At 46.3% G+C, this 19,038-nt stretch carries 17 protein-coding genes; 11 read left to right on the top strand and 6 right to left on the bottom strand.

What is annotated here, in order from left to right:
* Positions 1-13 precede the first annotated feature (13 nt).
* From A6049_RS06695 to A6049_RS06680, 4 genes are all read right to left on the bottom strand, one after another.
* Positions 14-742 carry a DUF421 domain-containing protein gene (locus A6049_RS06695; protein ID WP_079695960.1) on the bottom strand — a complete coding sequence of 243 codons (729 nt, stop codon included), beginning with the start codon at positions 740-742 and terminating at the stop codon, positions 14-16.
* A 232-nt stretch (positions 743-974) separates the two neighbouring features.
* The gene (locus A6049_RS06690) at positions 975-1,838 is read right to left on the bottom strand and encodes an SDR family oxidoreductase (RefSeq protein ID WP_063563884.1); all 864 of its coding nucleotides are present in this window, start codon (positions 1,836-1,838) and stop codon (positions 975-977) included.
* Positions 1,835-2,902 (bottom strand): mannonate dehydratase, encoded by a 1,068-nt coding sequence (gene uxuA / locus A6049_RS06685; RefSeq protein WP_063563883.1) that lies wholly within the window; start codon positions 2,900-2,902, stop codon positions 1,835-1,837. The genes A6049_RS06690 and uxuA overlap by 4 nt, the downstream gene beginning before the upstream one ends.
* Positions 2,903-2,949: 47 nt before the next feature.
* Positions 2,950-3,681 carry a GntR family transcriptional regulator gene (locus A6049_RS06680; RefSeq protein ID WP_082935071.1) on the bottom strand — a complete coding sequence of 244 codons (732 nt, stop codon included), beginning with the start codon at positions 3,679-3,681 and terminating at the stop codon, positions 2,950-2,952.
* 198 nt (positions 3,682-3,879) lie between these two features.
* On the opposite strand from A6049_RS06680, the gene A6049_RS06675 reads away from it, so the two are divergent.
* Entirely contained in the window at positions 3,880-4,182 is a 303-nt protein-coding gene (locus A6049_RS06675; RefSeq protein WP_063563882.1) for an ArsR/SmtB family transcription factor, read from the top strand.
* A 97-nt stretch (positions 4,183-4,279) separates the two neighbouring features.
* The gene (locus A6049_RS06670; protein ID WP_063563976.1) at positions 4,280-5,671 is read left to right on the top strand and encodes an aldehyde dehydrogenase; all 1,392 of its coding nucleotides are present in this window, start codon (positions 4,280-4,282) and stop codon (positions 5,669-5,671) included.
* A 65-nt stretch (positions 5,672-5,736) separates the two neighbouring features.
* Here the strand turns inward: A6049_RS06670 and A6049_RS06665 are convergent, their stop codons facing one another.
* Positions 5,737-6,648, bottom strand: coding sequence for a helix-turn-helix domain-containing protein (locus tag A6049_RS06665; RefSeq protein ID WP_063563881.1), 912 nt, complete (start codon positions 6,646-6,648; stop codon positions 5,737-5,739).
* A gap of 176 nt (positions 6,649-6,824) precedes the next feature.
* Between A6049_RS06665 and A6049_RS06660 the strand changes: the two genes are divergently transcribed.
* The 9 genes from A6049_RS06660 (at position 6,825) to A6049_RS06620 (ending at position 17,657) form a co-directional block, all read left to right on the top strand.
* Positions 6,825-9,050 (top strand): glycoside hydrolase family 52 protein, encoded by a 2,226-nt coding sequence (locus A6049_RS06660; protein WP_063563880.1) that lies wholly within the window; start codon positions 6,825-6,827, stop codon positions 9,048-9,050.
* Complete coding sequence (locus A6049_RS06655; protein ID WP_063563879.1) at positions 9,047-11,197, top strand: alpha-glucuronidase family glycosyl hydrolase; 2,151 nt, start codon at positions 9,047-9,049, stop codon at positions 11,195-11,197. The genes A6049_RS06660 and A6049_RS06655 overlap by 4 nt, the downstream gene beginning before the upstream one ends.
* Positions 11,198-11,276: 79 nt before the next feature.
* Positions 11,277-12,344 (top strand): NAD(P)-dependent alcohol dehydrogenase, encoded by a 1,068-nt coding sequence (locus tag A6049_RS06650; protein ID WP_063563878.1) that lies wholly within the window; start codon positions 11,277-11,279, stop codon positions 12,342-12,344.
* A 167-nt stretch (positions 12,345-12,511) separates the two neighbouring features.
* A complete protein-coding gene (locus A6049_RS06645; protein WP_063563877.1) occupies positions 12,512-12,778 on the top strand; it encodes an HPr family phosphocarrier protein in 267 nt (88 codons plus the stop codon).
* A 144-nt stretch (positions 12,779-12,922) separates the two neighbouring features.
* Entirely contained in the window at positions 12,923-13,171 is a 249-nt protein-coding gene (locus A6049_RS06640) for a type B 50S ribosomal protein L31 (RefSeq protein WP_063563876.1), read from the top strand.
* A gap of 216 nt (positions 13,172-13,387) precedes the next feature.
* A complete protein-coding gene (locus A6049_RS06635; RefSeq protein WP_063563875.1) occupies positions 13,388-13,693 on the top strand; it encodes a Dabb family protein in 306 nt (101 codons plus the stop codon).
* A gap of 155 nt (positions 13,694-13,848) precedes the next feature.
* Entirely contained in the window at positions 13,849-14,610 is a 762-nt protein-coding gene (locus tag A6049_RS06630) for an SDR family NAD(P)-dependent oxidoreductase (RefSeq protein ID WP_063563874.1), read from the top strand.
* A 225-nt stretch (positions 14,611-14,835) separates the two neighbouring features.
* On the top strand, positions 14,836-16,563 hold the full coding sequence (gene poxB, locus A6049_RS06625; RefSeq protein ID WP_063563873.1) for a ubiquinone-dependent pyruvate dehydrogenase: 1,728 nt from the start codon (positions 14,836-14,838) through the stop codon (positions 16,561-16,563).
* 338 nt (positions 16,564-16,901) lie between these two features.
* Positions 16,902-17,657 carry an SDR family NAD(P)-dependent oxidoreductase gene (locus A6049_RS06620; protein WP_063563872.1) on the top strand — a complete coding sequence of 252 codons (756 nt, stop codon included), beginning with the start codon at positions 16,902-16,904 and terminating at the stop codon, positions 17,655-17,657.
* Positions 17,658-17,760: 103 nt separating this feature from the next.
* Here the strand turns inward: A6049_RS06620 and A6049_RS06615 are convergent, their stop codons facing one another.
* The gene (locus A6049_RS06615; protein ID WP_063563871.1) at positions 17,761-18,942 is read right to left on the bottom strand and encodes an MFS transporter; all 1,182 of its coding nucleotides are present in this window, start codon (positions 18,940-18,942) and stop codon (positions 17,761-17,763) included.
* Positions 18,943-19,038 lie beyond the last annotated feature (96 nt).

Raw genomic sequence — 19,038 nt, 5'->3', positions numbered from 1 at the left:
CCTTCATGTAAATTTAGAAAGGCCCCTCATAATCGCCCATATCGATTTTTTCGGTGATCTTATCTTTAAATAGATCAATATACAATTTATCGTTAGGCAATATGGCGGCAAAAGCAATATCCTGTATCGTCACTTTTTGCTTTTTAAGCTGCTCGCTGAGCCAGTTCGTATCTTTGTTTCGTTCCTCCAGATTTTGCTTAATCAGCACGCCATCAATGATAATCTCGGTCATCAGCTTGCTCTTGGCAGGATGCATATGCATGTCCTTCGCGGTTACCGGTTGATTCTCTGGTTTCAACACAACAGAGAGACTGCCGTCCGGTTCAAGAATGGCATAATCCAGCGTAGTGATGTCAAATACATCCTTTTGCCGCAGCATCATGGTCAATTCGTCAAATTTCACACGCATTTTACTCAGGTTTTGTTCGAGAATTTTACCATTCTGGATGATCAGTGTGGGGTCAGAGTCCATCAGTTTGGAGATGGTACGATTTTTCAGCGTAATATACTGAAAAATAATCGTGATAATGGTGAAAATGGTCAAGGCCACAAAATGAATCCACGCCTTGGAAGATAGATCGGTCGCAAATGTACCTGCGATGGAACCGATCGTAATACCGTTAATGTAATCAAAATACGTCAAGTTGCCCATTTGTTGTTTGCCCAGCACCCGGGTATAGATGATCAGGGTCAGAAAGGCGATAATCGATCGCACAGCAACAACCCATGTTTCTTCCATCATGTATGTATCACCTTCCTTCGCTTCATCTTACAGATTGAAAATGTGAATGCTTGAAGCCATTCTTTAATTCCACCCAGCATATTTGTGGGCTATAACAAGCTTTTCCTAGGCTGGATAATCTTATTCTTGAACGCAAAAAACCGAAACCTGGCTAAGTGCTCCAGGCTTCGGTTAATCATTCGTTACATATCTTTAATTCGGTAAATCCATGGAATAGTAAATAGAATAGAGGTCATACACCCGAGTAAGCCATAAACCCACCATCTACAGGAATAACCGTACCTGTAACAAAACCGGACTGACGTTCATCTGCCAGCCACATCAGCGTGCCTAGAAGATCTTCCGGTTTGCCGAAGCGGCGCATTGGCGTGTGCGCAATGATTTTACTTGAACGTTCGGTCGGCGAGCCATCCGGCTTAAGCAGCAGATTACGGTTTTGTTCAGTCAGGAAGAATCCTGGTGCAATGGCGTTTACTCGGATTCCCGATTCGGCCAGATGTACCGCAAGCCATTGCGTGAAATTGTTAATCGCCGCTTTGGCTGCACTGTACGCAGGAACTTTGGTCATGGGCGAAGGGGCACTCATGGACGAAATATTAATGACGGTAGCTGGAACATCACGTTCTATCATTTGTCTTGCGAAGATTTGGGTAGGGATGAGGGACCCAACAAAGTTCAGATCCATCACCTGACGGAATCCCTCGACACTTACATCAAAAAAAGTAGTGATATCCGGCTGCTCCAAATCTTCCTGTCTGAAAATTTCATTCGTGGTATTGGCGCTGGCATGGTTGCCACCCGCTCCGTTAATAAGGATATCGCAAGGTCCAAGCTTCTCCTGAACAACAGCTGCTGCCGCTATTACACTATCGGTCTGGGTCACATCACAAGCTACAGCGATCGCTTTTCCACCCGCAGACTCAATTGCTGCAACAACTTCTTCCCCTTTGGATACGGTACGGTTCAGAATGGCTACACTTGCGCCATGTCGCGCGAGCTCTTCAGCCATAGAACGACATAGAACACCTGCCCCGCCAGTAATTACAGCTGTTCTGCCTTCCAGACGAGTTGATCTTTCTTTGGTAAATTCACTCATGCTTTTGACCTCCTTTGCAGGGAGTCCCAAACGCCCCACAGATACATAATTCCCAGAGCCCGATCATAGAGTCCATATCCCGGTCTACATTGTTCTCCCCAGAGATGACGTCCATGATCCGGTCGTGCATAACCTTCAAATCCAATATCGTGATAGGCTTCCACAACACCGGCAATATCGACATTTCCATCCTGACTGCGGTGGGATGTCTCGATAAAGTCTCCATTATCATAGATTTTTACATTACGGATATGAGCAAAAGGAATACGGTCCTTGAACTCGTGGATCATACCGATAATATCATTGTTTGGATTAGCTCCAAGAGAGCCACTGCACAACGTTACACTATTGTAAGGGCTATCATACAAGTTCAGATATCTGCGAACATTGTCTTGACTCGTAATAATTTTCGGCAGACCAAAGATCGGCCAAGGCGGATCATCCGGATGAATGGCCATTCGAATACCTAACCGTTCAGCAGTAGGAATGATCTCCTGCAGGAAATAACGAGCGTGTTCCCACATATCTTCCTCTGTTACATCCTTATAGGCTTCGAACAGACCTGTTAAATACTGCAATCGTTCCGGTTCCCAGCCGGGCATCGTCAATGCGGAATTTTCGGTAATGCGTCGAACCAATTCCAGCGGTTCAATATCGGCGATTTTGCTATTCTCGTAGAAGAGGGCGGTAGAGCCATCTTCCATCTCCTTATGCAAATCGGTACGCAGCCAATCAAAGATCGGCATGAAGTTGTAACAGATCACTTTAACGCCTACCTGGGCGAGTTTTTCCATCGTTTTTTTGTAATTCTCAATATATTGATCACGTGTAGGCAGACCGAGCTTGATGTCTTCATGAATGTTAACACTCTCAACGACATCCAGATGTAACCCGGCCTGATCTGCAGCAGCTTTGACTGCCAGAATTTTGTCCATGGGCCATTCCTCACCTGCCGGAACATCATGCAGCGCCCATACAATGCCTTCGACTCCGGGAATCTGCCGGATGTGGTCAAGTGTTACGGTATCATTGCCTTCTCCAAACCAGCGAAAAACCATTCTCATCACATTCACCTCATCAAGATTAGTTTAAAGAACAGGTAGATCCATCATCATTGAAAATAGGAAGGGTATGTATCCCGCAGGACAGCCAGATCCGTTACGGTCAAATGCAGATGTTCCTGCATAATGTGCTCTGCCGTTTGGGCATCATGCTGTTGTATCGCCTGTACCATGGATCGATGCTGTTCGAGCAAATGATCCCAATGATGATCCGAAGACAGACGGAGCATTCGGCTCCGGTTCAGATGCACGTTCATATGCTGGATCACGGACCAGGTGTTTTTTTTGTTACAGCCTGCAAAGAGAGTACTATGGAATTCCTCATCCAATCCGAACATTCGTTCATCATCCGGTTCAAGTATGCATTCCTGCTGCTGCGCAAGGTTCTGCTCCAATATTTTCATGTGTTCATCTGGAAATTGGACACACGCGAGCCGTATGACGGCACGCTCAAGCTGCTCACGCATGAAACGTGCTTCCTCCACGAGATCAACCTGAATCAGAGATACATAGGTACCTCGCTGCGGATAGACTTCCAGCAGACCTTCCTGCGCTAATCGGACAAAGCTTTCTCGAACAGGGGTCCGACTTACATTGAACTCAAGCGAGATCTCTTTCTCCGAGATGGCGGTACCGGGAGGCAGCTTCAAACTCAGAATCAACTGCTTCAACGTCGTATAGACCGCCTCACGAGAAGAGAATGCCTGTTTGTTCAGAGAAGACGGGTTAATTAAGGATGACAATAATTCGGCTTTGGACGAAGACCTAGGGGGATATTCCATAATCTCAACTCCTTCAAGAACATACTACCATACTTGTATGGTAGTATGGAAGCGCTTTATATAAGTTAGTCTAAAATTTATCGCACAAGGCTTGCTGTTAGCGGGATGCTGGAGTAAACTATAGTCATTAGGTTCAAATGTTTAAACCAACAGACATGAAAATTGTGATATCTGTAGACATATAATAGAGGTGAAACCATGGGACAAAAAGCAATATCTATTTTTCAAACCTGCATCCCCTTATTCCAGGTACTTAGCGACAATCATCGTCAGGCGATATTACTTGCTCTTAGTGAGAAGGGCAGCATGACAGTGAATGAAATTACAGAGCAGTTCAGCCTATCCCGGCCTGCTATATCTCATCATCTCAAGTTATTGCTTGAAAAAGGGCTCATCTCCGTAGAACAGAAGGGCACACAACGATATTATTCCGCTTCATTAAGGTCCTCGGTAGAGCTGTTGAAGGAACTGGTTGGCGCGTTGGAAGAAGAGTGTTTATAAGCAAGAGTTGTTAACATGCCTAGGCATGTGGGCTAAATGTTCGTATGTTTAAACGAATCATCATTAACTCGAAGAGGAGTTGTATTATATGAGTGTCATGCAGGAATTAAGCGCACATGAAGTCGAAGAAATTTTACAGCAGCAACGGCAGTTTTTTCGCTCAGGGGCTACTCGTTCGGCCGAGTCTCGCATTACACATTTAACCCGGTTGAAACAGGCGATTCAGAAGTATGAGTCCCGTCTTACTGAGGCGCTCTATCAGGATTTGGGCAAGAGTGAGTTCGAATCTTATACTACAGAGATTGGATTCATGCTGGATAGTATCACGCACACCATTCGGCAAGTGAAGAAATGGGTCAAGCCGGTCAAAGTCAAAACCCAATTCACGCTGATCGGGTCGAAAAGTTATATCATTCCTGAGCCTTATGGTGCGGTATTGATTATTGGACCTTTTAACTATCCATTCCAGCTGTTAATTGAACCCCTGGTTGGTGCGTTGGCAGCAGGCAATACGGCAGTCCTCAAAGCATCAGAGAACACACCAGCCGTCTCAGCTGTTATTCGCGAGATGATTAGCTCGGTATTCGAACCAGCATACGTTCACGTGGTCGAAGGAGCCAAAGACACCACCACGGCGCTTATTAATTCGCCTTTTGACTATATCTTTTTTACAGGAAGTGTACCCGTTGGCAAAATTGTCATGGAGGCCGCTGCCAAAAATCTCGTTCCAGTGACGCTGGAGCTTGGCGGTAAAAGTCCAGTCATCGTAGATAAGCATGCAGATATCAAAGTGGCTGCACAGCGTATTATATGGGGAAAGCTGCTCAATACGGGTCAGACCTGCATCGCTCCGGATTATCTGCTTGTGCATGAACAGGTGAAAGATTCGTTGATCTCCGAAATGAAAGAAGCAGTGGAAATGTTCTTTGGCACAGATATTCAGCATAATCGAGATTATGGGCGAATCGTCAACAAGGCGCATTTCAAACGTCTCACTACCCTTATTGAACGCGATCAAGCCCTCGTCATCTATGGTGGTCAATCCGATGAGGAAGACCGCTTTATTGAACCGACATTTATTGATGCTGAATCGTGGGAAGCGGCAACGATGGAAGACGAAATTTTTGGTCCGATTCTGCCGATTATCAGTTATTCCCATATTGATGAGGCGATTGCAGGAATTGAGAAGCGGCCGAAACCGCTGGCGCTATATCTCTTTACATCAGATACACAACTACAAGATAAAGTGATGCGCGAGGTTTCTTTTGGGGGAGGATGCATTAACGATACGATTACCCATGTAGCCAACCCACGTCTGCCTTTTGGAGGGGTAGGACATTCTGGTCTTGGTTCATATCACGGGCGTTATAGCCTGGAGACCTTCTCTCATATGAAAAGTGTGCTCAAAAAGAGCACCAGATTGAACTTGTCGATTTTATATCCGCCATACGATAACAAGCTGAAGACGATTAAACGTCTTTTGAAATAAAAGAACCGGCGTTTAATCATATACAACGTAGAGGCCATACTGGAATGATCTTCAATGGATGAAGCTCATTCCGGAACAGGCTGTTCCTGTCTGTAGCGTGTGGGTGAAATCCCTGACCAGCGCTTGAATTGACGACTGAAATGGGCAATATCCTTGTAACCTAGCATGGCAGCGATGTTCTGAACCGACAACTTAGGGTTGCCCAGCAGAACTTTGGATTCATGCAGAACCATTTCAGATAAATATACACGCGGAGACTGACCATATACCTGCCGAAATACACGGTTACAATGTGAGGAACTGATGCCCAGCTCTGCTGCAATATCATCAATGCCATAATGGCTGTCGGACTCACGTCCCTGCTTGAATTGCTGACTCACCAGTCCTTGCAGCCGATTACGAATTTGATGGGCCAGTTCGATCTTTTCATATCCGTCCGTAAACATTTGAGCTGCTTCCTGAGAGACAGCCTCCCATAAATGGCCGAACAACTCAAATACCGCCGATTGCAGCTGCATGCGCTGCACCATCGTACTCGCCGCCCGGTTATCCGCAGAAGACATTAATTTGCGAAGTACAGGCTCGATCTGGTGGGTAACCGGACTGTCTGCATCGAACAAAACCTGCTTGATTCGTGCAAGCAAAGAGAGAAATAACTGATCATCAATATCAAAATGCATGCAAAAATACGTAAACCCCTTGCCGTTATGGCTCAGGCTGGAATGAGTGCTTCCTGGAGGAATCAGGAGCAATTCGCCAGCCTTTTGAATATACAGTTTGCCGTTCACGGTCATATATTGTTCGCCTTCTGTTACATAATTCAGCTCATATTGTGGATGTTCGTGAGCTGGATAATCCCAATCCGCGCCGACACTTCGCAAATGTATAGCGAACAAATTCACCGTTGTTTGTACATCTGGGTAAAACACCTCATGCATACTCTCTCCCAGAGCGGGAGGCAAATAGGTGGAAGACATGGAAGACCCCCTTAATAAAAATAGAAACAGATGTAACCGCTTTATTTATATTATAGTCTATTAGCTTGATTTGGGTAAATATCCGATTGATTTGACCATGGTCTACGGTGGAATGCCCATGGTAGGATGGGGCTAATGAAAACGTATGCAAACCATTTTGAGAGGGGTCATCGTTCATGAGCACATCCAAGTCCATCTTTTATAATGCCCATCACTCACCGATCGGGGCTTTTGCCAGCTTTACGCTTGGATACAAAGGAGCCAAAGGCGGACTAGGCCTGGAGCTTGGCAAGCCAGCAGATCAGAATATATATATCGGTTTACAATCTCGCGACAGTGAGAACTACGAAGCTTTACCATTTTTCGAAGCCGTTGAAGATGCAAGTGTTCGATATGATGTAGAGAAAGTGGACAATTCGGATTCAGATCAGGTGTCTTCGGCCTCGACAGAAAAAGGATTGAGCACACCAGCGGCAGCACAGGGAACACGCCCGCTAATTTCAGCGTTCCGCGATGAAGAGATTACGCGCGAGTTTACTTCGGGAACAGATACGTGGACGGCGGGTGATCTGACTTTCCGTATTTACTCACCTGTGCGTCCTGTACCCGAACCGCTGAGTGGTGATCGTGAAGCAATAATGGATGCGCTTGTGCCTGTGGTGCTGGTGGAGATAACAATTGATAACACGCAAGGACGCCAGTCGCGTAAAGCATATTTTGGCTACCAGGGAAATGATCCTTACTCAGCCATGCGTATCATCGGAGGACCTGAGGGTGGGGCATTAACCGGGGTTGGACAAGGTCGCCTAACTGCCATTTTATCTGCGGATGAGGGTCTATGGCCTGCTCGAGGATTTACATTGGAGAAGATATTGCAGGAGAAACATCGTGAGAATCTGGCCTTCGGTCTAGGTGAAACAGCTGCGTTGTTGATGGACGTTCCCGCCGGAGAGAAGCGTACGTACCAATTTGCCGTCTGTTTTTATCGCGGCGGGATCGTTACTTCGGGTATGGACACGACCTATTGGTATACACGTTATTTTGCAGATATCCAGGAAGCCGGGAAATATGCGCTTAACCGTTTCAACGAGCTGACTGCTTCCTGTAAGGAAATTGAGCAACGTCTCGGAGTAGCTGCTTTGAGTGAAGATCAGTCATTTATGCTTGCCCATTCCATTCACAGCTATTATGCAAGTACACAACTGCTGGATGCGGATGGAGAGCCGTTCTGGATCGTAAATGAAGGCGAATACCGGATGATGAACACACTTGATCTGACCGCAGATCAGTTGTATTTTGAACTTGCCTTAAACCCTTGGACCGTGCGTAACGAGTTAGAGTGGTTTGTGAAACGCTACAGTTATACAGATCAAGTGCTGTTCCCGGGCGAAGAGAAAGAATATCCGGGCGGCATTACTTTCACGCATGATATCGGCGTAGCCAATGTATTCTCACGTCCAGGGCACTCGGCGTATGAACTCGTGGGCATTGATGACTGCTTCTCGCAAATGAGCCACGAGGAACTGGTCAACTGGCTCTGCTGTGCAACTGTATATATTGAACAGACGCAGGATCGGGAATTTGTTAAGGAGATGCTGCCCGTCATTCGGGATTGCTTCGAAAGCATGTTAAACCGGGATCATCCGGATGAACACCAACGCAATGGTCTAATGGGGCTGGATAGCAGTCGTACCAAGGGCGGAGCCGAGATTACCACTTACGACAGCCTGGATGTGTCACTTGGACAATCCCGCAACAACATCTATCTGGCAGGAAAATGCTGGGCCGTCTATGTTGCACTGGAGAAGCTGTTCGCTGCAGAGAAGCTGGCTGAACTGTCTCATCATGCAGGACGTCAGGCGGATCGCTGTGCAGCCAGTATAGCAGCCCAGTTAACCGACGGTGGCTACATTCCGGCAGTGATCGCCGAAAATAATGATTCCCGCATCATTCCAGCCATTGAAGGCTTGGTGTTCCCATACTTCACCGGCTGTGAAGGCGCGCTGGATGTAAATGGCCGTTTCGGGCCTTACCTGCAAGCGCTTCGGACCCATTTTAAAACAGTTCTTGTCCCTGGTACTTGTCTGTTTGAAGATGGAGGCTGGAAGCTATCCTCTACGAGCAATAACTCATGGCTCAGCAAAATATATCTATCCCAATTCATCGCACGAGAACTGCTGGGCGTGGAATGGGATGAAATAGGGCAGGCTTCTGACGCTGCTCATGTAAACTGGCTGTTGCATCCAGAGGAATCCTACTGGTGTTGGAGTGACCAGATCCTGGCCGGTGTGGCGGTCGGAAGCAAGTATTACCCGCGCGGTGTAACATCGATTCTATGGCTGCTCGAAGGCAAAGGTAATCGTCTGGAACAGATCTATGCCAGCAAGGAGGCTGTACAATGAGCAACACAACCGTTCAATCCAATATCTCCGGCCCGCAATATGATGCGTGGCTTGGATATCTTCAAAGTCAAACCGCAGTAAAAGAAGCGGTCAAAAAATCAGCCCCTATCTGGAGTCATATCGTGACTGTAGCGGAAGATCAGGAAATTATATCAACAGCATCAGCCGAGCTGACTCAGGGACTGGATAAGCTGTTTGGCATCAAACCGAAAGTTAATCAGGAAACTGTCAGTCAAGTGAGCAAGTCGGATTCAGCCCACCAGGAGGCACAAGGGATCTGGCTTGGCACATGGACGGGTTCAGAAGCCGTGGCTCAGGCCTTCAGCGACACGGAACGCTCTACCGTGCAGGGAGAAGGTTATATTATCCGCGAAGATAAAGAGCAGGGTAGGCTGTTTATTGGTTCTGAAACCCCTCAAGGTGTTCTATATGGTACTTTTCATTTGTTGAGAGAGCTTGTTCTGGAGCAAGGAAACTCAAACGAAGTGCATCCTGCTGAGGTAAGATTAAGCTACATTTCAGAGCAGCCTGTTAATGCATTACGCATGATCAATCAGTGGGATAATGTGGACGGAAGCATTGAGCGTGGTTATGCTGGAAAATCCATTTTCTATGACAATGGAGAATTCACTCGTGACCTCGGGCGTATTCGAGATTATGCCAGATTGCTCGCTTCTACAGGCCTTAACGCCATTTCAATCAATAACGTTAACGTTCATCAGGTTGAGAGCCTGTTCCTGACAGAACGTTTCCTCGGCGATGTTGCGAAGGTTGCTGCCCAATTCAGAGCGTACGGTATCCGATTGTTCCTTAGCGCCAACTACGCTAGTCCGATCGAGATTGGTGGATTGCTTACGGCAGATCCGCTGGATGAACAGGTCCGTGAATGGTGGAACATTCAGACAGCCAAGGTGTATGCGGCAATCCCGGATTTTGGCGGCTATCTGATCAAAGCGGATTCCGAAAATCGGCCAGGACCCTTCACATATAACCGTGATCATGCCGATGGAGCGAACATGCTGGCCGAGGCACTTCGCCCGTTTGGTGGACTGGTAATATGGCGCTGCTTCGTCTATAACTGTAAACAAGACTGGCGTGACCGCTCCACGGATCGTGCACGGGCGGCATATGACCACTTCAAACCACTGGATGGCCGATTTGCGGATAACGTCATTTTGCAGATCAAGAATGGGCCAATGGACTTTCAGGTTCGCGAGGCCGTATCTCCACTGTTCGGAGCAATGGAGAACACAAATCAGGTATTGGAGTTCCAGATTACGCAAGAGTATACGGGTCAGCAGCGGCATCTGTGTTATCTGATTCCACAGTGGAAAGAAGTATTGGATTTTGATACGTTCGCCAAGGGGCCGGGTTCTGAAATCAAACGCATTGCTGACGGTTCTCTGTACAACAGGCCCTACAGCGGCTTTGCCGCAGTATCCAATATCGGTGCAGATGCTTGCTGGACAGGACATCCGCTCGCTCAGGCGAATCTATATGGATATGGAAGACTTGCTTGGAATCCAGAGCTGTCATCGGAAGAGATTGCGGAGGAGTGGGTCAGACTTACATTCGGACATGACGAAGAGGTCGTTCGTCTAATCTCTGGCATGCTTTTGAATTCGCTCGATATCTACGAAAGTTATACGGCACCACTCGGTGTAGGCTGGATGGTTAATCCGGAGCACCATTATGGGCCTAATGTGGATGGCTATGAATATTCCAAGTGGGGCACGTATCATTTTGCCGATTGTGATGGCATTGGTGTGGACCGGACAGTGAGCTGTGGAACGGGATATACATCGCAATACCACCGCGAAAATGCCGAAAGATATGAATTCGTAGAGTCCTGTCCGGACGAGCTGCTATTATTTTTCCACCATGTCCCGTATACGCATGTTCTGAATTCTGGCAAAACGGTCATTCAGCACATTTATGATACACATTTTGATGGAGCAGAGCAGGCGAAAGCATTAGCACAGACCTGGAGACAGCTGGAAGGCAAGATTGATCCAAATGTATTTGATAAGGTGTCTGCGTTACAGGCAGGGCAGGCGGAGCACGCCAAGGAATGGCGAGACATGATCAATACGTACTTCTATCGTAAAAGTGGTATTGCCGATGAACAAGGAAGAACGATATATTAATCTGGATACGAAAACTAGAACAGTCGAATCTTCTTCAGAGGAAAGAACAACGTTGACATACACGAGAAGGAGGGAACATATGGGAGATCATCAATTACCCGTAACCATGAAGGCTGCTGTCATGACAGAGCCTGGGCACATCATCATTGAGGAACAGGCTGTACCACAGCCGGCTGAAGACGAGGTGCTCATTCAGGTGATGGCCGTTGGCGTCTGCGGATCGGATGTGCATTATTTTGAACATGGTAGAATTGGCCGATTTGTAGTTGAGAAACCGATTATACTTGGACATGAATGTGCAGGTATTGTAGCGGCTGTAGGCTCAAGAGTTTCACGGTTGAAAGAAGGAGATCGGGTAGCCATTGAGCCCGGGGTAACCTGCGGACGATGCACGGCATGTAAAGAAGGTCGTTATAATCTGTGTCCCGATGTGCAATTTCTGGCGACGCCTCCGGTGGATGGGGCATTTGTACAGTACATGACCATTCGTGAAGATATGGTTTTCCCGATCCCGGATCATCTGTCTTTTGAAGAAGCAGCCATGAATGAACCTTTCTCGGTTGGCATTCATGCTGCAAGACGCAGTAAACTGGCTCCGGGCACTACACTTGCCATTATGGGCATGGGGCCTGTTGGATTGATGGCCGTTGCAGCTGCCAAATCGTTTGGCGTAGAACGCATCATCGTCACCGATCTGGAGGAAGTTCGGTTAGAGGCTGCTCGTCGTATGGGCGCAACCCATACCATTAATGTACGGAACGAGGATGCACAGGCGGTGATCCGTGAGTTAACGAACGGCGTCGGTGTAGATACGGCTTGGGAAACTGCGGGGAATCCGAAGGCGCTTCAGTCGGCATTATATTCGCTCCGGCGAGGAGGCAAGCTTGCTATTGTAGGACTGCCTGCACAGGACGAAATTGCCTTGAATGTTCCTTTTATCGCGGACAACGAGGTGGATATATACGGAATCTTCCGTTACGCCAATACGTATCCGGCGGGAATTGAATTTCTGAGTTCAGGCCAGCATGATGTAATGTCCCTGATTACTGACCGTTATTCGCTTGAGGAGACGCAGCAGGCCATGGAACGGGCATTGCACAACAAAAGTGGCAGTCTGAAAGTGATGGTGTATCCGAACGGCAAATGAATCTAGTTCAAAGGAGCCCTGATATTTAGGGCTTCTTTTTTTGTATTTTTCGCCATAAAAGGATTAAACAAGCTTCCATAACGTGGTATAATGCTTGAAGATTTTAATATATAAAATGATACACACCAAATGGGTTAATCAGCATCTAGCGAAAGGAACTGAAGGTTGTGAGAACACATGAATTTATGATTCACTCTGATTTCCACCGAGATGATCTGATGTCTGTATCTTCGCAAGCGTCGCGTTTTGCCTCGGATATTTCATTGTCATTTATGGATGCGAATCATGAGCATCGTGTAGATGTCAAAAGCCTGCTCGGAATGGCGCTTCTCCCCATTCGACATGGCAGTGTGGTGAGATTGCAGACACGGGGAAGAGATGAACTTGAAGCTTTGGAATATATGCTAAATGTGCTGGAGAAGGGCTTAACTTGAACTCTGAAACCTGTGCAAATCATAGTGAATTATAAAATATTTATCGTTTCTTCAATTCCGACTGGTACTTCGTCCAAAAAAAGAGTATAATAAAATTTAGTTCTATTCTAAGAAGTACCCATATTAAAGGAGTGTAAATAGATTATGCCAAAAGCTGATATCCATCCAAAGACACAAACAGTAATTTTCTTCGATGCAAGTGCTGATTACAAATTCCTGAGTTCTTCGACTAAATTCTCGAACGAAACAATGGAATGGGAAGATGGTAACTCTTACCCAGTAATCCGTGTGGACACTAGCTCCGCATCCCACCCATTCTTCACTGGTAAACAAAGAAACGTGGACATCGGTGGTCGTGTTGATAAATTTAACCGTAAATACAACATCAAATAGGTTGTCCAAACCATTACAAGAAAACCTCGGGATTAATCCTGAGGTTTTTTTGTATACATGCCGATAGGTAAACCCATGTAATTCCGACTTAAAAGTAATTCTAATACCCATATATATTCAATTCCTCTAAAATTAATTCAACCAATTATTGCGCTTACAATAGTTTCGGATGTACACTAGGAAACAGAGTCAGACATATTGGAGGAGGAAATAGAGATGAGCAACATCAATCATATGGTAACGTTTACACTTTACGCAGGTAAAGATACACCAGAAGCAGAGGCATTTTTGAAAGAAAGTGCGGATGCACTGGCGAATATTCCCGGTGTAGAGCAATTCCAGGTCCTGCGTCAGGTGAGCGAAAAGAACGAGTTTGATTACAGTTTTTCGATGGTATTCGCCAATCAGGCTGCATATGATGCATATAATGATCACCCGGTTCACCGCAAATATGTGGAAGAACGGTGGGAAAAAGAAGTTAGTCGCTTCCAGGAAATCGATCTCATTCAGCACGGAAATTAATAAAATGATGAGTCTCATTGAACCAAACCGAAAATAGCATGAACTTCGAAAGCGTTTTCCAGTTTGATTAATGATGGTTACATCATTTTAAAATCCTTCTTTCTTCATCGCAAGATTTCATAATTACACGTTGCTCAAAGGAGGGGACTGTCCCTATGAAATTGGATCTTACAGGTAAAACGGCACTGGTGACAGGCGCAACCGGTCAATTGGGAAGGGTTATCGCTCGTACGTTAGCAGACTGTGGTGCTGATCTCGCGCTGCATTACATAAATAATGATACGAAGGCTAAAGAGCTTCAAGCTGAGATTGAAGCCATCGGTCGAAAAACGGTCATTGTTCAGGGCGATATCACGAAGCAGGATACGGCATTTCGGTTGCGGGATGAAATTCAGTCCAGCCTCGGCGATGTCGATATCGTTGTTGCCAATGCAGTCATCCAATATGCCTGGACAACGGTGCTGGAACAATCACCGGATGATTATATAAGCCAGTTCGAATCATGTGTGATGCAGAGTGTGTATCTTGCCAAAGCATTCATCCCATATATGAAAGAAGCCAGAGCTGGTCGATTCATTGGTATCAATACGGAATGTGCGATGCAAAATTTTGCTACTCAATCTGCATATACAGCAGGAAAACGCGGCATGGACGGTTTGTACCGTGTGTTGGCGAAAGAGGTAGGCGAATATCAGATTACGGTCAACCAGGTTGCACCTGGATGGACGATCAGTGAGCGTGATCGCAACAATGAGTCGGGACATGATGAGGGTTATATTCAAACTGTTCCGTTGAAACGTAGGGGAGAAGATCAGGAAATTGCCAATGCGGTAGCATTTCTGGCTTCCGACCTGTCCTCTTTTATTACAGGAGCTTATATCCCAGTCAGTGGCGGCAATGTGATGCCTGCCATTTAATATTGATTTATAGATGTGAATGAATTACTAAACATGCCATGAACCGGTTTTTAAACCATAACAACCCATGATCCGTTTGTCAGTCCATGACAAGCGGATTTTTGTATATATCCATAAATACATATGATTTTGTTTCTAATTTCAAAAGATTGGGGTAAAAGAATAGGTAGTTTAACGCGGTGGAAACATAACTCAAAATAAGCGAATAAAGGAGACCGACCTGTCATGAAAAAAACAATTGCAGACGTTCTGGTCGAAGCACTATTGAACGCAGGCGTCAAACGCATCTATGGTATCGTTGGAGACTCCTTGAATGCGGTACTCGATTCCATCCGTCGTTCGGGTAAAATTGAATGGATTCATGTCCGCCATGAGGAAGTTGCTGCTTTTGCGGCCGGGGCAGATGCCCAAGTGAGCGGAAGTATCGCCGTATGTGCAGGCAGTAGCGGACCGGGAAACATGCACTTGATTAACGGTCTGTACGACTGTCATCGGAACCGTGTACCGGTACTTGCCATCGCTGCTCATATTCCGAGTGATGAGATTGGGAGTGAGTATTTTCAGGCGACTCATCCAGAGTATTTGTTTCAGGAATGCAGTCATTATTGCGAAGTCATCACAACAGCCAAGCAGATGCCACGTTCCTTTACGATGGCAATGCAGACCGCAGTAGCGCGTTCAGGCGTTTCCGTCATTATACTGCCGGGGGATGTAGCAGCTTTAGAAGCGGCTGACCTGCCTGTGCCGGAGCATGTATATCATGCGACACAGCCTGTTGTACACCCTTCCGAACCTGAACTGCGGAAACTGGCGGAATTCCTGAATCAAGGCAAAAAAATTACGTTGCTCTGTGGTGCAGGCTGCGCCGGTGCACGTGAACCTCTGATGCAGCTCTGTGATCGCTTGAAATCCCCTATGGTTATTGCTTTGCGAGGCAAGGAATACCTGGAATACGATAACCCGTATTCGGTGGGCCTCACAGGATTAATCGGATATTCGTCTGGTTATCATGCCATGATGGACTGTGATGTGCTACTGATGCTGGGAACTGATTTTCCGTACCGTCAATTCTTCCCGGAAGATGCGGTTGTACTCCAAGTGGATATTCAGTCTTCACACCTTGGCCGCCGTACAAAGCTCGATTATGGAGTGTGCGGAGACATAAAGGCAACCATTGAAACATTATTACCTTTTCTGACGGAAGAGCATAGCGACAAACATTTGCATAAAAGTGTGGAACGTTACGAGAAAGTGCGTAAAGAATTGGATGAGCTTGCCGTAGGTAAACCTGGAAAAACGCCAATTCATCCACAGTATCTAACCAAGGTTATCAGCGATGCTGCAGCGGAAAATGCGATCTTCACCTGCGATGTAGGTACACCTACGGTATGGGCGGCTCGCTATATTGAAATGAGCCGTAATCGTCGATTGTTAGGTTCATTCAGTCATGGCACTATGGCGAATGCTCTTCCACAGGCAATTGGAGCACAGGTGTCTGATCCGGGAAGACAAGTGATTTCTTTGTCCGGTGATGGCGGCATTGCCATGCTGATGGGTGACCTTCTGACGCTTAAACAGCATAATCTCCCGATTAAAGTTGTCGTGTTTAACAACGGTGCACTCAGTTTTGTTGAACTGGAAATGAAAGCTGCCGGATTGCTTGAATCCGGAACCGAGCTCGTAAATCCCAACTTTGCCATGGTAGCTCAAGCGATGGGTCTCGAGGGGATACGGGTTGAAGATCCGGCTGATCTGGAAGAGGCTGTAGAGCGTGCATTGCAGCATGATGGCCCTGTTCTGATTGATGTTGTGGTGAACCGTCAGGAGCTGTCCCTGCCTCCGAAGATTAATATAAAACAGGCCGAAGGCTTCACCTTATGGATGATGAAGGCGGTGCTGAATGGGCGTGGCGATGAGCTGATTGAGCTGGCCAAAACCAATTTGTTAAGATAAGTATTAGGTTTTCCTTAGCATTATCGCAACATGTTCAACCGTCGATCTGACAATGTAAATGCATGAAATTAAACTGTACATCTCACCAAAAAGAAGGGGAACGTTACACGCTTTTATTAAGGAATTCCCCTTCTTGAGATGTCTACTATGTGATAGATATTATAGTATGCACTCATATTATATGATTTGTTTTTAAATTGTAACTCCTTTAAAATAGGTAAAGTCAGGCAGGATTCAAGGCTTTTCACCCTACATATGTTGCATTCCGATGCAAGACCGCTTCATATCGAATTAACCGATCCGATGACAGATGACGAACACACATGGAGGAGATCAAAATGAGTCACAAAGGAAAAGTAGCAATTATCACTGGAGCAGGAAGTGGATTGGGCCAAGCGACTGCACTGAAGCTGGCAGAGAAGGGCGCATCTATTGTGGTCGTTGATCTCGTGGCAGAGACGGGTCAGGAAACTGTAAAACAGATTGAGAAGCTGGGCGGTAAAGCCATTTTTGTACAAACGGATGTAAGCAAGGCGAACGAGGTAGAGAATTATGTTAACAAAACGATCGAGGAATTCGGCCGAATCGACATGTTCTTCAATAATGCCGGGATCGCTGGTCCTGGTATCAAACTAATTGAGCATACTATCGAGCAGTTTGACCAAATCATTGATATTAACCTGAGAAGTGTATTTTACGGATTGAAGTATGTGATTACCGAAATGCTCAAAACAGGCGGTGGTTCCATCGTCAATACGGCATCTACAGCAGGTATTGTGGGTGTTCAAGCAGTTGCACCTTATGCAGCGACAAAGCATGGCGTAGTTGGACTAACACGTACAGCGGCCATTGAGTATGGCAAAGAAAACATTCGCGTGAATGCCATTGCCCCAGGTACGATTGAAACTCCAATGGTGGTTCAGTTCGGGAAGGATAATCCTGAAGTATTTAAAGCAACCCTTGACAGCATTCCGTCCGGTCGTCTCGGTAAGCCTGAAGAGATTGCCAATCTGGTATCCTTCCTGCTAGGAGACGAAGCTCCGTATATTAATGGCGCTGTTTATCCGATTGATGGTGCTGTAACTGCACAATAAGTCTTCAATTAGACTGAACAAGAAAGAGAGGCAACTGTAATGTTACAGCGCCTCTCTTTTTGCGTGTTATCATTTTTATTCTTGAGCTTAAGCTTAAGCTCCATCATGCCACATTGGAAGATTCGCTCTGTGCTGTTGTGGCCATTGCCGGACGATAGGCAAGAATGATGATGATCATTGCAATTAGCACCCCTGCAGCTCCAATCCAGGTGATGGATGACAATGATACTGAGCTGACGGCGATTCCCCCAATACCTGCACCAGCAGCCATGGCTAGTTGCATAACTGAACTGTTCAGACTTAACATAATCCCGGACGATTCTGGAGCCATTGTAACCAGATTATATTGCTGTGTTGGGCCGGAAGACCAGGCGGAGAAGGACCATAGAATCAACACAATGAAGATGACCACACCTGAATGAGCCGTGATGTTCAGCATCAGCATACTTACGACATGCAAGGCCATTCCCAGGATAAGTGTTCGCTTTACTCCCATACGATCGGCGCTGTATCCTCCAGATTTGGAACCAATCAGACTTGCGATTCCAAAAGCCAGCAAAGCGGAACTTAACAACGTTTCGCTCATGCCTGCAACAGATACCAAGTAGGGTGAAATGTAGGTATACGCAATAGAATAGCCTCCTAACCAGAAAAAGCTGACAAGTAGCGCAAATCCAATACGAGGTTGTTTTAGGAGCGCTAATTGTTTTTTCAAAGGAACGGGTGCTTCGCCTTCAGATGGCGGGATCGTAGATGCAATAACAATCATGGCAATCACACCCAAAATCGCGATACCTGCAAAAATAAGTTTCCAATCCCAAGCTGCAGCAACCATTCTTCCCAGTGGAACTCCCACAATCAGGGATGCGGTAAACCCCGTAATGACCGTTGCGATAGAGCTGGCCTGTTTGCCTGCAGGCGCTATTTTGGCAGCGACTGTCAAGGCTGTTACAACGACGACTCCGGCTCCCAGCGCCATGAGGACACGTGCAGCGATAAAGAGTCCATAACCAGGTAACAGGTAGGCCAAGACATTACCAACGACAAAAAGTCCCAGAAAGTAGAGCAGCAGCTTTCGTCGATCCATGCGGGATGTTAAAGCGATAATGATGGGCGTACCGAGTGCATAAATGAGCGAAAAGATTGTGATCAGCTGTCCCGCAGCAATCAACGATATATTCATGGTGTCCGAGATCCGATCTAGAATGCCTGCAATGACATATTCGGAGGTCCCTACAAGAAAGCTGACCAAGGCTAGGACATAGATTTTCCATGTGTTAGACATGAGTATATAACCTCTTTCTGATTATAATTATTATATTTTTAGAAATATAGAAATAAAGACGAGAGAACAGGATTAAGAAAAAACTAATCTACCAAT

Origin of the sequence: Paenibacillus sp. O199 (assembly GCF_001636635.1) — a bacterium.
GTDB lineage: Bacteria > Bacillota > Bacilli > Paenibacillales > Paenibacillaceae > Paenibacillus > Paenibacillus marchantiae.
The sequence above is the reverse complement of the archived record's forward strand: the minus strand, read 5'-3'. Positions and strand labels throughout refer to the sequence as shown.

Bases quoted from the DNA above. Each gene is read 5' to 3' on its own strand.
- A6049_RS06695 (WP_079695960.1), bottom strand. From the start codon at position 742: ATGATGGAAGAAACATGGGTTGTTGCTGTGCGATCGATTATCGCCTTT.
- A6049_RS06690 (WP_063563884.1), bottom strand. From the start codon at position 1,838: ATGAGTGAATTTACCAAAGAAAGATCAACTCGTCTGGAAGGCAGAACA.
- uxuA (WP_063563883.1), bottom strand. From the start codon at position 2,902: ATGAGAATGGTTTTTCGCTGGTTTGGAGAAGGCAATGATACCGTAACA.
- A6049_RS06680 (WP_082935071.1), bottom strand. From the start codon at position 3,681: ATGGAATATCCCCCTAGGTCTTCGTCCAAAGCCGAATTATTGTCATCC.
- A6049_RS06675 (WP_063563882.1), top strand. From the start codon at position 3,880: ATGGGACAAAAAGCAATATCTATTTTTCAAACCTGCATCCCCTTATTC.
- A6049_RS06670 (WP_063563976.1), top strand. From the start codon at position 4,280: ATGCAGGAATTAAGCGCACATGAAGTCGAAGAAATTTTACAGCAGCAA.
- A6049_RS06665 (WP_063563881.1), bottom strand. From the start codon at position 6,648: ATGTCTTCCACCTATTTGCCTCCCGCTCTGGGAGAGAGTATGCATGAG.
- A6049_RS06660 (WP_063563880.1), top strand. From the start codon at position 6,825: ATGAGCACATCCAAGTCCATCTTTTATAATGCCCATCACTCACCGATC.
- A6049_RS06655 (WP_063563879.1), top strand. From the start codon at position 9,047: ATGAGCAACACAACCGTTCAATCCAATATCTCCGGCCCGCAATATGAT.
- A6049_RS06650 (WP_063563878.1), top strand. From the start codon at position 11,277: ATGGGAGATCATCAATTACCCGTAACCATGAAGGCTGCTGTCATGACA.
- A6049_RS06640 (WP_063563876.1), top strand. From the start codon at position 12,923: ATGCCAAAAGCTGATATCCATCCAAAGACACAAACAGTAATTTTCTTC.
- A6049_RS06635 (WP_063563875.1), top strand. From the start codon at position 13,388: ATGAGCAACATCAATCATATGGTAACGTTTACACTTTACGCAGGTAAA.
- A6049_RS06630 (WP_063563874.1), top strand. From the start codon at position 13,849: ATGAAATTGGATCTTACAGGTAAAACGGCACTGGTGACAGGCGCAACC.
- poxB (WP_063563873.1), top strand. From the start codon at position 14,836: ATGAAAAAAACAATTGCAGACGTTCTGGTCGAAGCACTATTGAACGCA.
- A6049_RS06620 (WP_063563872.1), top strand. From the start codon at position 16,902: ATGAGTCACAAAGGAAAAGTAGCAATTATCACTGGAGCAGGAAGTGGA.
- A6049_RS06615 (WP_063563871.1), bottom strand. From the start codon at position 18,942: ATGTCTAACACATGGAAAATCTATGTCCTAGCCTTGGTCAGCTTTCTT.